Source organism: Thauera mechernichensis, from assembly GCF_029588855.1.
In the GTDB taxonomy this organism is placed as follows: Bacteria; Pseudomonadota; Gammaproteobacteria; order Burkholderiales; family Rhodocyclaceae; genus Thauera; species Thauera mechernichensis.
In genome coordinates this window covers 214,997-228,588 of record NZ_JARQZE010000002.1, presented here as the reverse complement: position 1 = coordinate 228,588, position 13,592 = coordinate 214,997, and the positions used below count along the sequence as shown (strand labels likewise).

Below are 13,592 nucleotides of genomic sequence, written 5' to 3'. Positions count from 1 at the left end.
CGGCGGGATTCGAACTCGCTACCCCTTGCACCCCATGCAAGTTTTTTATTGAAAAAACAGCTTTCGAAACAACAATGAAGGTCTCGTGATTTCAATTTTTCACCTTTATATACAGCACTTTACCACCTTTACATCATTCCTTGATGTTTCATAATATCCCACGACATCCCGTTTTTCCTTGTACCCAATCTTGTACCCATTGACCGAAAAGGGCACAATCCGGACAACTTGAACGGGGGGGGGTGAAGACATGGGAACACTGACGGACCGGACAGTTCGCGCGGCAAAGGTCGAGCCGCAAACCAAGGAGAAAATGCTTGCCGACGGTAACGGCCTGTATCTGCGTGTCCGCCCTGGCGACGCCCCGAAAGTGTGGCTTTTTCGCTACACCCTGAACGGCAAGACTCGAAAGATGCAACTCGGTACGTTCCCGCTGATGACGCTGGCCGGTGCGCGCGAGGAAGCGCTAAAGCTCGCCGCACTGACGAAGCGAGGTATCGACCCGGTAGCGGAACGGGAAGCCGCAGCGGCAGCGCTGGAAGCCGAGCGAAAGGCCGCAGCCGCAGCGCTGGAAGCCGAAACGGCCCGCCGCATCACCGTTACCCAACTTTTCGAGCGCTGGGCATCCGTTGATCTTGTCCGGCGCAAGGACGAAGGGGCCGAAGTGCGCCGAATGTTCGCAAAGGATGTGTTGCCCATAATCGGCGCCTTGCCTGTTGAGGACGTGCGCAAGGGTCATGTAACTGGCGTGACTGACAAATTGCTTGCTCGTGGCGTGCCCCGCATGGCGAAGGTGATTTTCAGCCTGATGCGCCAGATGTTCCGGTTCGCCGTGGATCGCGACATGATCGAGTTCGAGCCAACTGCGCCACTGCGCAAGGCGGCAGTAGGGGGCAAGGACACCGAACGGGATCGCGTACTGAGCGAAGACGAAATTAAGGCGCTTGTCCGCCAACTACCGAAGGCCGGCATGTCGGATTCTGCGCAATCGGCCGTATGGATCGCGCTGGCCACCTGCTGCCGGATCGGGGAACTGATGGCGGCACGCTGGGAGCATATCGACCTCGACAAGGGGACATGGCTTATCCCGGCCGATCATTCGAAGAACGGCAAGGCGCACACCATCAGCCTGTCCGACTTCGCACTGACACAACTCCACGCACTGAAGGACGAAGCCGATGCCGACCTGATCGAGCGCCGCAAGAAGGAGCCCGGCGCGTCCGCTATGCCGTGGGTGTATCCCAATCGGAAAGGTGATGGTCCGGTGTGCCCCAAGACCGTTACAAAGCAACTCGGGGACCGCCAGCGCCCTGGCATGGCCCCTATGAAAGGCCGCGCCAAGCAAGACAAGGCCGATGCACTGGTCCTGCCGGGCGGCAAGTGGGGGCCGCATGACCTTCGCCGAACAGGCGCAACGCTGATGGTTCAGCTAGGCGTGCTTCCCGAAGTTGCTGAGCGATGCTTGAACCACACCGAACAAAACAAGGTCAAGCGCATTTATCAGCGGCACAGCTATGAAAACGAAATGCGCGAGGCATGGCGCCTGCTCGGGGAACGGCTGGAACTGCTGACGCGGACCGATGCGGGGAACGTGGTAACGCTGAACCGCGCCGCCTGATAGCCTCAAGTCATCAGTGACTTGCATTTCGATGAATCATCGTGATACGATTGGGGCCGTGCTGATTTAGGGCACAAGTTGATGGTGCTGCGGGACTTTCGTCGGGCTGGCGAAAGCGGCAACACAAACAGCGCTTCACGGCTGATCAACTACATGAGCAACTAGCGCCCGTACCACAGGCGCACGGCTGACGAGCCGAGAAATAAACGCTGCGAAGGTACCCGCGCAATGGTGCAGCTAGCCCACGTCCCTTAATCGGTGCCGTGGGCTTTCGCGTTTTTGGAAAGCCACGGCGCAACGTGGAGCACCAAAAATGACGAACGCAGCATTTCAACTGCTTGATCTTAAAGCCGTGATTGCGGCCACCACCCTTAGCCGCAGTTCCGTTTATCGCGCAGTCGCAGCGGGAACACTCCCGCCCCCTATCAAAATCAGCGCCCGCCGTTCCGCATGGCGCAGCACGGACGTTGCCGCTTGGCTTGAAAAGATGGCTGGGGGTGTGCAATGAGCGCGCCCGCCCTGCCCTGCGCCATCCCGGCTAGCGCCAATCTCGACACTAGCTTCGAGCGCTGGCAATCGATCTGCAAAGCCGCTGACCACGAGCACCACGCCCACGATAAGCGCGCATACAGATATTGGCGCGTCATGATGCAGTCGGGCAATACGTGGCTTGACGTGCTGCCCGTTGAAGCCATCGCATCCCTTGCCACCGGCTACGCCCTCGCTGATGACTTCATCATTTACACCGCTTCGCGTTTCTCGCCCGAAGAGCGCGCAGCCCACTTTGCCGAAAGGGACGGCGACGGACGCGAAAAATGGGGCATTCCGGCCCAATCCACGTGGGCGGCTCAGCAATGACGAAGACGCCCCGCAAACCGAAGGCGACGAGCCTTGAATTCGACAAGGCCACAGCCGCCGCGCTCGCCAAGCCCCTGCCTGAGCCGCCTATCGAACTTGACGAGGCCGCCCGCAGGTACTGGCCGATGATCATCAAGGCCAAGCGCCCGGACGCATGGACACCGCTCGACTACGTGACCGCCGCGCACCTTGCCGCCGACTTCGCCGCGCTGGAGGCAGCCCGCGCCAAGCCGAACAGCGACGACGCCCGGCAGCAGCGCGTCATGAGCGACATCACAAGCCGGATTCAGCGCACTTGCCGCGCCCTGCAAATTCACGCTGCGGCAACGAGCGGGATTAATCGCGACCAAGCCGCAAAGAACACCCAGGCCCGAAACCTTGCCGCCGCGCTGTACCCCGATGACGATCTGATCGCGCGCCCGAAGGGTGCCGGCTATGACGATGACGACGATCTCTTTGCGTGAGACCAGAGAATGACGACCATTAACACCATCTCAGCGGCTGATGCTGCATTCCTGCTGCGTCGCGAACTCGGGCCGCGCAACAACTGGTATGAGTTCTTGCACGACGCCCGGCGCAGGGATGCATTCGTTGCGGGCTACACCCTCTTGCCGTCCTGCCGCATGCACGACGGCACGGCGTTTCGTCCTCGATACAGTCTCGATGCCGTGTGGGAATTTATCAACAAGTTGAAAGCAGCCGGCGCAGCCAGCGCCGACCCGACCGCTATCGACGTCGTCGCGCTCGATCTCGACGGCAGGCGTAAGGCGTGGGCATGGCGGGACCAGCGCCACGACCGGACCGGCCAGCGGATCAAGCCGAAGAGGCTGCATCACTCAGCCGTGACTGAACCCGCCCACTGACCGCACAAAAGGAAACGCCCTTCTCTTTTCCAGGGCTGGAGAGAAGGGCGTTAGACAACACAAACACAACAACGTGAATTATACCGAAAACCCCGTCAAACTGCGCGCATGGCTCGACTTCATCCGGTTCGAGCTGAACCTACCCGATGGAACGGTTATTTGTCGCGATGAACACGACATCAGCAGCCCGCGCGATCTGGACAACCGCCTTACTGAGCTGGCAGCCAAGCATCAGCCCCTCACCATCCGGCCCATCGCCGTAGAGCTTGCCCTCGACGCCTTCCACGAAACCGACGATCTCGACGTGTTAGCCAACTTCGCCACCCACACATGGCGCATGCATACGACCGTCATCGGTCGCCAGCGCCTCTATAGGATGAAGGGGGAGCGTGTGAGCGCAGTTCCCGAGCATGGACGCCTAACCTCCGCACTTCAGGATAGCTGGCAACTCGCAGAAGGCAACGCTTGGGATAATGTCATGCGACACGGCTATCTGAAGATGACCGACGACGCAGCCCGGCAAACCGTCCGCCCACGCGCCCGGCTCGAGATTCGCCTACAGGGTGACGCCTGTCCGTTCCAATCCCTCGACGAACTGCGCGCCTTCGATTGGTGCAGCCTCGCGCACTACTTCAAGTTCCGCCGACTGAAACACGACCTCGACAGCTTCAGCCAACTGCTTGCCGATCACAGCACCACAGTCGGCAAGCGCACCCCTCGCACCATCGCCGGCTCCAAGCGCCTGTACAGCCCAATGACCACAGCCGACAGCGCCCTGAACCGACGCTATCGCGATGCCCTTCTGACGCTCTCACGACGCTGGAAGCGCACCACCGAACCCACCACCTCGCAGCCCGATATTGCACAAAAAAGAGGCAACAAAAGCGGAAATTGCGGACAAAATCGAGCTGCAACCCGCGCCGTTACTGGAAGTCCGCTTATAACTTCTAGTGAACAACAAGAACAAGTATCACCACAGCAACACAGCAACCAACCACAGCAGCATCAGCAACCCACAAGCCAAGCACCTAACCCAACCACTGAACAACCACAAGACCACCGGGAAGCAGGACACACAGCCTACAAGGGAACAACTGAACAAGATGGCGCGCAGCGCCGCCCGCGTAGCGGGCTGCCTTTGCGAGCGCAGCGAGCGCACCCCAAGCCCACAGCCCCAGCAGCAAGCCCAGGGGGGGGGCCGAATAATGTTCAGCCGAATCGACCCCAGACGAACGCCCGTTCTCTGTTACTTTTGCGCAAACGCATTTTTTCCATAAATGCAACATTGTTGCATTCCACCACCAAACCCAGAGTCTTAGAACCTCAGCCCCACATCGCCACCAACCCAGCCAACGCGCACCACCCGACCACCCTGCCCTTACACAGCCGCCATGACCAACCACCAGCAAGAGCGCACCCGGCCCCGAGCACCCCCACCAGCCACCCCCAAAAACAGGCACCCCAGCGGCGCAGAATCGACTTTCAGAGGCTCGGGAATCCCCGAACCACACCCGGCCAGAAAAAGCGCTTGTAGGGTCCTGGCGAGCCCACAGCAACGCCCAAGCCCGGCCACAGGGAATCGAAGACCACACCCGGCACAGGGTATCGATTTCTAGGGTCAATACGTGCGCCATAGGACGAGGTTACAGCCCGAACGCGGACGAGGTGAGGCCACCCCACATGCGCGATACCTTCGCGCCAGGGAAGCGCCTCTAGAGCAGCCTTTCGAGAGAAGCCCCAGGATCACCCCAAACAGCGTGGGAGCTACCCAGGACCATCCGGCTAACGGTCTCCGCTCGTAGCGCCCCTGGTGCAGCGCCAGCATCATCAGCAGTATCAGCGGAACACCCGGCCAAGCCCGCAGCGTCATCACCGTGAGGCGTCATCACCAACGGATCACCGCAAACAACCCGGCCACCACACGACCACGACCACGCCAAGCAAGCGCAATCGGCCTGCCCCCAACAGCCAGAACCGCACGAACGCAACCAACCCAGCCCGCGCCGCCTTGTACCCAATCTTGTACCCAAACGCAGCAGGCAACAAAAAGGCCAATCCGAAGATTGGCCTAAGTGCTTGATTCTATTGGTCGGGGCGGCGGGATTCGAACTCGCGACCCCTTGCACCCCATGCAAGTGCGCTACCAGGCTGCGCTACGCCCCGACACAAGCCGCCATTATAGCAGCGTTTTCAGAAATTACCAGAAACTGCTTCCGAAATATTGCTCATGCACGCAAGACCTCGAGCACCTTGACCAAGCCTGCACGGACCTCAGCCACCACCGCCTTGTATCGCTCGACCTCGACCCCGTTCTCCTGCTCCTGGATCGCAGACTCGCCGAGGCGATTGCGCGCACCGGAGATGGTGAAACCCTCCTGGTACAACAGCTGCCGGATGCGCCGGATGAGCAGAACCTCATGGTGCTGGTAGTAACGGCGGTTGCCGCCCCGCTTGACCGGCTTGAGCTGGGTGAACTCCTGCTCCCAATAGCGCAGGACGTGAGGCTTCACGCAGCAAAGGTCGCTGACCTCTCCGATCGTGAAATAACGCTTCGCCGGAATTGGCGGCAGCGCTTCGACGCCGATTTCAGGGCTGCTTGCTTGCATCGCTGAGTTGCTCCACCGCGGCCTTCAGTTTCTGGCTGGCATGGAAGGTGACCACCCGCCGGGCGGTGATCGGGATCTCTTCGCCAGTCTTGGGATTGCGCCCGGGGCGCTGGGGCTTGTCACGCAACTGGAAGTTGCCGAAGCCCGACAGCTTCACGCTGTCGCCCCGCTCGAGCGCCATCCGGATCTCCTCGAAAAAGCCCTCGACCATGTCCTTGGCTTCGCGCTTGTTCAGCCCGACCTGATCGAACAGCAGATCGGCGAGTTCGGCCTTCGTCAAAGTCATGTCAGTCCCCTGCTCCACGCAGGCGTGCGCCGAGTACCGCTTCGGCCTGCCTGACAAGTAGTGTGACGACTGCCTCAACTTCGCCCTCTTCGAGTGTGCGCTGAGTATCTTGCATCGATACCCTGAAGGCAAGACTCTTCTTGTCCGGGTCGATGCCCTTGCCATGATAGACATCGAACAGCTCGATCTCGCGCACGATGGCCGGCGCAGCGGCACGCAGCACCTCCACGACCTTGCCGGCATTGACCTCCACGCCCACCACAAGGGCGAGGTCACGAGTCACTGCGGGCATGCGGGAAATCTCGGCGCAGGCCGGCATCTCTGCAGCGAGCAGTGCATCGAGCTCGATCTCGAATACGACCGGCGCACTGCCGAGCTCATAGCGCTGCACCCAGACCGGGTGCAGCTCGCCGAGGATGCCGATGCTGCGCCCGTCGAGACGGACGCTTGCAGCGCGCCCGGGGTGCAGGGCTGGATGCGACAGGCGCTCGAAGTCGAGCCGGCGCGGGGCGAACAGCGCTTCAAGGTCGCCCTTCACATCGTAGAAATCGACGTTGCGCGCCTTCTCGCCCCATTGCTCGGGCACTACCGTGCCCGCCGCCAGTGCGGCGAGCTTCATGACCTGATGAAAACCGGCAACCGGCTCGCCGTCAGCTTTGCGCTCGAAGGTGCGAGCGATCTCGAACACGCGCACACGGTCGGTCTGGCGCTTGCGGTTGGTGGCGAGGTTGCCGATGAGGCCACCGATCAGGCTCGAGCGCATGACGCTGAGCTGGCTGGCGATCGGGTTGGCGAGGCGGATCGGCTCTTCGTTGGCGCAGAAGTCGCGCTCCCAGGCCTCCTCGACGAAGGCAAAATTGATCACCTCCTGATAGCCGCGCGCCGCCACCAGATGGCGCAGCGCCCATACCGGACGGCTGCGCTCAGAGCGCGGCAGCATCATCAGGCTGCCCTGCGGTGCAACCGCGGGAATGTTGTCGTAGCCGTGAAGACGCGCGAGCTCCTCGATAAGATCTTCCTCGATCTCGATATCGAAACGCCACGACGGCGGCGTCACAAGGAAGTCATCACCGCTGCGCTCGACTGCAAGGTGAACGCGCCGCAGGAGTTCGAGCATCGCCTGGTCGTCCAGCGTGATGCCGAGCACACGGCGTGCGCGCGCCGGCCGCAAGCGTACCGGCGCGCGCGCCGGCAATGCGTCGGCAGCGACAGCCTCTTCAACCGGTCCGGCCTCGCCGCCGCAGATGTCGAGGATGAGGCGGGTCGCACGCTCGATGGCAATGCGCGCCAGCTCGAAATCGACGCCGCGCTCGAAGCGGTGCGAGGCATCCGAACTGAAGCCGTAGCTGCGCGCGCGCCCGGCGATGGCATCGGGGGCGAAGAACGCGCTCTCGAGAAAGACCTCGGTGGTGTCGAGCGTGATGCCGCTCTCCTCACCGCCCATGATGCCGGCCAGCGCAAGCGCGCGCGATTCGTCGGCGATGAGCAGCGTGTCAACCGCGGGCGTCACGGTTTGCTCATTGAGCAGCAGGACCGTTTCGCCCTCCTGCGGCAAGCGAACGTGGATCGCGCCCTGCAGTCGGGTGTTGTCAAAGGCATGCAGCGGCTGGCCGAGCTCGAGCATGACGTAGTTGGTGACATCGACCAGCGCGCTGATCGCACGGATGCCACTGCGTGCCAGTCGGCGCACCATCCATTCCGGCGTGCGTGCGCGCGCATCGACGCTGCGCAGGATGCGACCACAGTAACGCGGGCAGGCCTGCGGTGCATCGAGCACGATGCCGCGACGGGCCTCGAAGCTCGGTGCGACCGGGATGACCGCCACGGGGCGCAACTCGACACCGGTCACCGCCGCCCCCTCGCGTGCGACGCCCGACAGGCTCAGGCAGTCGGCGCGGTTGGGGGTGAGCTTGATGGTGAACAGGGTGTCGTCCAGCCCCAGGTAATCGCGGATGTCCGCGCCCACAGGGGCGTCATCGGGCAGGGCATAAAGGCCGCCATGATCTTCCGAGAGCCCAAGCTCGCGCGCCGAACACAGCATGCCGAAGGACTCCACTCCACGCAGCTTGGCAGCCTTGATGGCGAAATCGCCCGGCAGCACGGCACCCACGCGGGCGCACGGCACCTTCATGCCGGCCGCGGCATTGGGCGCCCCGCAAACGATCTGCAACAGCTCGGCGCCACCGGCATCGACCTTGCACAGCTTGAGCTTGTCCGCGTTGGGGTGCTTGTCGGCCTCGACAATGCGCGCAACCACCACGCCGCTGAAAGCGGGTGCCGCCGGCTCGGCCTCCTCGACCTCAAGGCCCGCCATCGTCAGCAGGTGGCCAAGTTGGGCGCTATCGAGTTGCGGATCGACGAAGGTCCGCAGCCACTGTTCAGAGAATTGCATGATTCCTTAACCCGGATTGCGTGAATTGGGCGATGCGAGGGGGCAGCGCAGGCTCAGCGGAACTGGCCCAGGAAGCGCAGGTCACCCTCGAAGAACAGGCGCAGGTCGTTGACACCGTAGCGCAGCATGGTCAGGCGATCCGGCCCCATCCCGAACGCAAAGCCGGTGTAGCGCTCGGGGTCAATGCCACCGAAACGCAGTACGTTCGGATGCACCACGCCGCAACCCGCGATCTCCAGCCAACGACCTTCCAGTGCGCCGCTCATGAAAGCGACGTCGATCTCGGCCGAGGGCTCGGTAAACGGGAAGAAGGAGGGGCGAAAACGGACCTGCAGGTCATCGGTCTCGAAGAAGCGACGCAGGAAGTCGGCCACCACGCCCTTGAGATCGGCAAAGCTCACCTTCTCGCCCACCCACAGGCCTTCGACCTGATGGAACATCGGCGAATGCGTGGCATCGGAATCCACCCGGAACACCCGTCCGGGCGCAATGACGCGCAGATCGGGCATGGTGTCGAGATCCTTGCAACGCTCGACATGCGCCTGCATCGCACGGATCTGCACAGGACTGGTGTGCGTGCGCAGCAGCACGTCGTCGTGCCCTTCGAGGTAGAAGGTGTCGTGCATGGAGCGCGCCGGATGGTTCTCAGGGGTGTTGAGCGCGGTAAAGTTGTGCCAGTCGGTCTCGATCTCGGGGCCGTCGGCAACGACGAAGCCGATCGACGCGAACAGCTGCTCGATGCGCTCCAGCGTACGACTCACCGGATGCAGCCCGCCCTGGACGCCACCGCGCCCCGGCAGGGTCACGTCGAGCGCCTCGGCAGCGAGCTGGGCCAGCAGCGACGCCTCGCGCAGCGCATTGCGCCTGGCCTCGAGCGCCCCCTCGATGGCCACCTTGGCGGCATTGATCGCGGCACCCGCTTCGCGCCTGGCCTCGGGCTCGAGCTTGCCGAGCGACTTCAGGCGCTCGGTGAGCGAACCCGCCTTGCCCAGGTAGCGCGCCTTGGCCTGTTCGAGCTGCGCGCCATCGGCGGCGGCGGCGAAATCGAGCGTCGCCTGTTGTACGAGTTGATCGAGCTGTTCCATGTTCCTGCCCTGGCCGAATGCGGTGTTGCTTGGAAAGTCGTGCAAAGTTCAGAAAAAAAAAGGAGGCCAGGCCTCCTTTTTTCGGACTGCGTTCGATTACGCAGCGAGTTTGGCCCGGGCTTGTTCGGCAATCGCGGCAAAAGCCGGCTTGTCGAACACAGCCAGGTCGGCCAGCACCTTGCGGTCGATCTCGATCGCAGCCTTCTTCAGGCCATTCATGAAGGTGCTGTAGGTCAGGCCGATCTCGCGGGCAGCCGCGTTGATACGGGCGATCCACAGGGCACGGAACTGACGCTTGCGCTGACGACGGTCGCGGTAGGCGTACTGGCCAGCCTTCATCACCGCCTGCTTGGCGATGCGATAGACGTTCTTGCGACGGCCACGATAACCCTTGGCCTGAACGAGGACTTTCTTGTGACGAGCGCGGGCGGTTACACCACGTTTAACGCGAGGCATTGCGGTCTCCTATCAAGCGTACGGAAGCATGGCACGAATCAGCTTTTCATCGGCAGCATGAACTTCGGTCATGCCGCGCAGCTGACGCTTCGCCTTGGTCGTTTTCTTGGTCAGGATGTGGCGCTTGAACGCCTGGGACCGCTTGATCCCACCGCTGGAGCGGACCTTGAAGCGCTTCTTGGCGCCGCTCTTGGTCTTCATCTTGGGCATTGCTGAGACTCCATGTTTTTGGATGACACCAGGTAGCGCCGATGAGCCCCGACGCATTTTGTTACCCGGCACCACTTGTTTTCCGCCGGCAGGACCATTCCAGCCAGCGGTCTCACCCCTTGCGAGGCAATTTCGTCACAACCGAGCCGCGCGGCTCAGTACTTCTTCTTTGGCGCGATGATCATGATCATCTGGCGCCCTTCCATCTTCGGCATCTGTTCGACCTGACCCTGTTCTTCAAGGTCCGCCTTGATGCGCTCGAGCTGACGCAGACCGAACTCCTGGTGGGCCATCTCGCGGCCGCGGAAGCGCAAGGTCACCTTGCACTTGTCGCCCTCATCCAGGAAGCGCTTGAGGTTGCGCAGCTTGATCTGGTAGTCGTTTTCGTCGGTTCCGGGACGGAGCTTGACCTCCTTGACCTGAACCTGTTTCTGCTTGAGTCGGGCTTCGTGGGCCTTTTTCTGTTCCTGATACTTGAACTTGCCGAAATCCATCAGCTTGCACACCGGCGGTGCAGCCATGGGAGCAATTTCGACAAGGTCCAGCCCGGCCTCTTCGGCCATGTTCAGGGCTGCGTTCAGGGACACGATTCCGAGCTGTTCGCCTTCTTCGCCAACCAGCCGGACCTCGGGCGCGTTGATCTCCCTATTTACGCGCTGCTTCTTATCTTGAGCGATGGTTCAACTCTCCACGAAAACCAAAATCAGACCGCACCAGCCTTCGCTTCAACCTCGCGAAGCCAGCGTTCGATCAGCGAATCGAGGGACATTTGGCCAAGATCTTGGCCACCCCGCGCACGTACGGCCACCAGGCCCGCTGCCTTTTCCTTGTCGCCAATGACGATCTGGTAAGGCAGCTTCTGCACGCTATGTTCTCGGATTTTATAGTTAATCTTCTCGTTGCGCAAATCCGCCTCGACGCGGAAGCCCGCTTTCCTGAGCCTGGCAACGACGTCAGCCGCATACTCACCCTGGGCTTCGGAAATGTTCATCACCACGGCCTGCACCGGCGCAAGCCACAGCGGCATGGCGCCGGCGTGGTTCTCGATCAGGATGCCGATGAAGCGCTCGAGCGAACCGAGGATGGCGCGGTGCAGCATGACCGGCACCTTCTTGGTGTTGTCCTCGTCCACGTACTCGGCACCAAGCCGCACCGGCAGGTTGAAATCGAGCTGCAAGGTACCGCACTGCCACACGCGCCCCAGGCTATCCTTGAGCGAGAACTCGATCTTGGGTCCATAGAAGGCCCCCTCGCCCGGCTGCAGGTCGTAGCTGAGCCCCTGTGCGTCGAGCGCCGCCGCGAGCGCCGCCTCGGCGGCATCCCACTGCTCGTCGGTACCGACACGCTTCTCCGGCCGCGTGGACAGCTTGACCAGCACGTCGGTGAAACCAAAATCGGAATAGACCTTCTGCAGCAGGCGAATGAACTCGGCCGACTCGGCCTGCACCTGACCCTCGGCACAGAAGATGTGTGCGTCGTCCTGCACGAAGTTGCGCACGCGCATGATGCCGTGCAGCGACCCAGAGGGCTCATTGCGATGGCAGGAGCCGAACTCGGCCATGCGCAGCGGCAGGTCACGATAGCTCTTCAGACCCTGGTTGAAGATCTGGATGTGACAAGGGCAGTTCATCGGCTTGACGGCATAGTCGCGCTTCTCGGACTGCGTGGTGAACATCAGGTCCGAGTACATGCCCCAGTGACCCGACTTCTCCCACAGCGAGCGATCGACAATCTGCGGCGTCTTCACTTCCTGGTAGCCATGCTCGCAGATGATCCTGCGCATGTACTGCTCGACCTGCTGCCACAGCGTCCAACCCTTGGCATGCCAGAACACCATGCCCGGCGCCTCGTCCTGGATATGGAAGAGATCGAGCTGGCGACCGAGCTTGCGGTGGTCGCGCTTCTCAGCCTCCTCGATCATGTGCAGGTAGGCGTCGAGCTCGTCCTTCTTTGCCCATGCCGTGCCATACACACGCTGCAGCATCTCGTTCTTCGAGTCGCCCCGCCAATAGGCTCCGGCCAGCTTGGTTAGCTTGAAAACCTTGAGCTTACCGGTCGACGGCACATGCGGCCCGCGACACAGGTCGATGAAATCGCCCTGTCGATAGAGCGAGACATCCTCATTGGCCGGAATCGAGGCAATGATCTCCGCCTTGTAGTGTTCGCCGATACCCTTGAAGAACTCCACCGCCTTGTCGCGCGACCATACCTCGCGATGCACCTGGATCTCGCGCCTGGCGATCTCGTTCATGCGAGCCTCGATCGCGGCGATATCCTCAGGCGTAAACGGGCGCTTGTAAGAGAAGTCGTAGTAAAAGCCGTTATCGATGACCGGGCCGATCGTGACCTGCGCCTCCGGGAAGAGCTCCTTCACCGCGTGCGCAAGCAGGTGCGCCGTGGAGTGGCGAATGATCTCCAGCCCGTCCTCGGACTTGTCGGTAACGATCGCCAGCGCCGCATCTGTCTCCAAACGATGAGAGAGATCGACGAGACGATCACCAACCCGGCCCGCCAAGGCCGCCTTGGCCAGACCCGCGCCGATCGAGGCAGCCACTTCCCCCACCGTCACGGGGTGATCGAAGCTGCGTACAGAACCGTCAGGGAGCGTGATGTTGGGCATGACTTGAGCCTCGATCCGGATTCAGTCCCGACCAACGACCGGGATGCGATGCAAAATTGTGGACGAAAAAAAAGCGCGGTCTAGGCGCGCTTTTTTCTCTAGCAGACAAGCGGAGCCGACCTGATCAGTTTCCGGCCTGAGTGGTAGTTCGGAACATGAATCGACTCCAAAATCTTGGTAGGCGCGATTGGATTCGAACCAACGACCCCCACCATGTCAAGGTGGTGCTCTAACCAACTGAGCTACGCGCCTGCTGAAGACACGCATTATAGACAGCTCTTCAGCGTTGTCAAAGACTTTTTTGAAGAATCGCTACAAGCTGGATTGTCCTCAGGCTTTGAGCCGGCGCACCACGAACAGGATCACTACTGCGCCCACGACCGCACCAACGAAGCCGGCAGCCTCTCCGGCATGGTAGATCCCGAGGAACTGCCCCCCATAGGTGGCGAGCATCGAGCCGCCAATACCCAACAAGGCCGTCATGATGAGCCCCAGCCCGTCCTTTCCGGGATGCAGCAGGCGTGCGATGAGGCCCACAATGAGGCCGATGAGAATGGTGCCGAGGATGTCCATGAAGTGCCCCTTCCGAAGTACCCTT

15 protein-coding genes and 2 tRNA genes are annotated in these 13,592 nt (G+C 61.6%); 6 read left to right on the top strand and 11 right to left on the bottom strand.

Annotation, left to right across the window (positions count from 1 at the left end):
- Window positions 1-250: 250 nt before the first annotated feature.
- The 6 genes from P7F68_RS03990 (at window position 251) to P7F68_RS03970 (ending at window position 4,873) form a co-directional block, all read left to right on the top strand.
- A complete protein-coding gene (locus P7F68_RS03990) occupies window positions 251-1,618 on the top strand; it encodes a tyrosine-type recombinase/integrase (RefSeq protein ID WP_277830887.1) in 1,368 nt (455 codons plus the stop codon).
- A 313-nt stretch (window positions 1,619-1,931) separates the two neighbouring features.
- Window positions 1,932-2,126, top strand: coding sequence for a helix-turn-helix transcriptional regulator (locus P7F68_RS19935; RefSeq protein ID WP_386041079.1), 195 nt, complete (start codon window positions 1,932-1,934; stop codon window positions 2,124-2,126).
- The gene (locus tag P7F68_RS03985; RefSeq protein WP_277830886.1) at window positions 2,123-2,476 is read left to right on the top strand and encodes a hypothetical protein; all 354 of its coding nucleotides are present in this window, start codon (window positions 2,123-2,125) and stop codon (window positions 2,474-2,476) included. The genes P7F68_RS19935 and P7F68_RS03985 overlap by 4 nt, the downstream gene beginning before the upstream one ends.
- Window positions 2,473-2,940 carry a hypothetical protein gene (locus tag P7F68_RS03980; RefSeq protein ID WP_277830884.1) on the top strand — a complete coding sequence of 156 codons (468 nt, stop codon included), beginning with the start codon at window positions 2,473-2,475 and terminating at the stop codon, window positions 2,938-2,940. Before P7F68_RS03985 ends, P7F68_RS03980 begins: the two co-directional genes overlap by 4 nt.
- A gap of 9 nt (window positions 2,941-2,949) precedes the next feature.
- Window positions 2,950-3,339: a hypothetical protein gene (locus tag P7F68_RS03975; RefSeq protein WP_277830883.1), complete on the top strand. Its 390-nt coding sequence runs from the start codon at window positions 2,950-2,952 to the stop codon at window positions 3,337-3,339.
- A 73-nt stretch (window positions 3,340-3,412) separates the two neighbouring features.
- Window positions 3,413-4,873 (top strand): hypothetical protein, encoded by a 1,461-nt coding sequence (locus P7F68_RS03970; protein WP_277830882.1) that lies wholly within the window; start codon window positions 3,413-3,415, stop codon window positions 4,871-4,873.
- A 552-nt stretch (window positions 4,874-5,425) separates the two neighbouring features.
- On the opposite strand, the gene P7F68_RS03965 is transcribed toward P7F68_RS03970, so the two are convergent.
- From P7F68_RS03965 to P7F68_RS03915, 11 genes are all read right to left on the bottom strand, one after another.
- A tRNA-Pro gene (locus P7F68_RS03965) sits at window positions 5,426-5,502 on the bottom strand.
- Between the two features lie 62 nt (window positions 5,503-5,564).
- Window positions 5,565-5,945 carry a MerR family transcriptional regulator gene (locus P7F68_RS03960; protein WP_002923855.1) on the bottom strand — a complete coding sequence of 127 codons (381 nt, stop codon included), beginning with the start codon at window positions 5,943-5,945 and terminating at the stop codon, window positions 5,565-5,567.
- Window positions 5,926-6,231: an integration host factor subunit alpha gene (locus tag P7F68_RS03955; RefSeq protein ID WP_002923852.1), complete on the bottom strand. Its 306-nt coding sequence runs from the start codon at window positions 6,229-6,231 to the stop codon at window positions 5,926-5,928. Before P7F68_RS03955 ends, P7F68_RS03960 begins: the two co-directional genes overlap by 20 nt.
- Window position 6,232: 1 nt before the next feature.
- A complete protein-coding gene (gene pheT, locus P7F68_RS03950) occupies window positions 6,233-8,623 on the bottom strand; it encodes a phenylalanine--tRNA ligase subunit beta (protein ID WP_277830881.1) in 2,391 nt (796 codons plus the stop codon).
- A gap of 53 nt (window positions 8,624-8,676) precedes the next feature.
- Window positions 8,677-9,708, bottom strand: a complete 1,032-nt coding sequence (gene pheS, locus P7F68_RS03945) for a phenylalanine--tRNA ligase subunit alpha (protein WP_002923847.1) — start codon at window positions 9,706-9,708, stop codon at window positions 8,677-8,679.
- Window positions 9,709-9,804: 96 nt separating this feature from the next.
- Window positions 9,805-10,164 carry a 50S ribosomal protein L20 gene (rplT, locus tag P7F68_RS03940; protein ID WP_002923846.1) on the bottom strand — a complete coding sequence of 120 codons (360 nt, stop codon included), beginning with the start codon at window positions 10,162-10,164 and terminating at the stop codon, window positions 9,805-9,807.
- Window positions 10,165-10,176: 12 nt separating this feature from the next.
- The gene (gene rpmI / locus P7F68_RS03935) at window positions 10,177-10,374 is read right to left on the bottom strand and encodes a 50S ribosomal protein L35 (protein WP_002923845.1); all 198 of its coding nucleotides are present in this window, start codon (window positions 10,372-10,374) and stop codon (window positions 10,177-10,179) included.
- Between the two features lie 155 nt (window positions 10,375-10,529).
- Complete coding sequence (infC, locus tag P7F68_RS03930) at window positions 10,530-11,051, bottom strand: translation initiation factor IF-3 (protein ID WP_277831225.1); 522 nt, start codon at window positions 11,049-11,051, stop codon at window positions 10,530-10,532.
- 26 nt (window positions 11,052-11,077) lie between these two features.
- Window positions 11,078-12,994: a threonine--tRNA ligase gene (gene thrS / locus P7F68_RS03925; protein ID WP_277830876.1), complete on the bottom strand. Its 1,917-nt coding sequence runs from the start codon at window positions 12,992-12,994 to the stop codon at window positions 11,078-11,080.
- A gap of 175 nt (window positions 12,995-13,169) precedes the next feature.
- A tRNA-Val gene (locus P7F68_RS03920) sits at window positions 13,170-13,246 on the bottom strand.
- A 78-nt stretch (window positions 13,247-13,324) separates the two neighbouring features.
- Entirely contained in the window at window positions 13,325-13,567 is a 243-nt protein-coding gene (locus P7F68_RS03915) for a GlsB/YeaQ/YmgE family stress response membrane protein (protein WP_002935731.1), read from the bottom strand.
- Window positions 13,568-13,592 lie beyond the last annotated feature (25 nt).

Bases quoted from the DNA above. Each gene is read 5' to 3' on its own strand.
- thrS (WP_277830876.1), bottom strand. From the start codon at position 12,994: ATGCCCAACATCACGCTCCCTGACGGTTCTGTACGCAGCTTCGATCAC.
- rpmI (WP_002923845.1), bottom strand. From the start codon at position 10,374: ATGCCCAAGATGAAGACCAAGAGCGGCGCCAAGAAGCGCTTCAAGGTC.
- P7F68_RS03980 (WP_277830884.1), top strand. From the start codon at position 2,473: ATGACGAAGACGCCCCGCAAACCGAAGGCGACGAGCCTTGAATTCGAC.
- P7F68_RS03975 (WP_277830883.1), top strand. From the start codon at position 2,950: ATGACGACCATTAACACCATCTCAGCGGCTGATGCTGCATTCCTGCTG.
- pheS (WP_002923847.1), bottom strand. From the start codon at position 9,708: ATGGAACAGCTCGATCAACTCGTACAACAGGCGACGCTCGATTTCGCC.
- P7F68_RS03915 (WP_002935731.1), bottom strand. From the start codon at position 13,567: ATGGACATCCTCGGCACCATTCTCATCGGCCTCATTGTGGGCCTCATC.
- pheT (WP_277830881.1), bottom strand. From the start codon at position 8,623: ATGCAATTCTCTGAACAGTGGCTGCGGACCTTCGTCGATCCGCAACTC.
- P7F68_RS03990 (WP_277830887.1), top strand. From the start codon at position 251: ATGGGAACACTGACGGACCGGACAGTTCGCGCGGCAAAGGTCGAGCCG.
- P7F68_RS03960 (WP_002923855.1), bottom strand. From the start codon at position 5,945: ATGCAAGCAAGCAGCCCTGAAATCGGCGTCGAAGCGCTGCCGCCAATT.
- P7F68_RS19935 (WP_386041079.1), top strand. From the start codon at position 1,932: ATGACGAACGCAGCATTTCAACTGCTTGATCTTAAAGCCGTGATTGCG.
- rplT (WP_002923846.1), bottom strand. From the start codon at position 10,164: ATGCCTCGCGTTAAACGTGGTGTAACCGCCCGCGCTCGTCACAAGAAA.
- P7F68_RS03955 (WP_002923852.1), bottom strand. From the start codon at position 6,231: ATGACTTTGACGAAGGCCGAACTCGCCGATCTGCTGTTCGATCAGGTC.
- P7F68_RS03985 (WP_277830886.1), top strand. From the start codon at position 2,123: ATGAGCGCGCCCGCCCTGCCCTGCGCCATCCCGGCTAGCGCCAATCTC.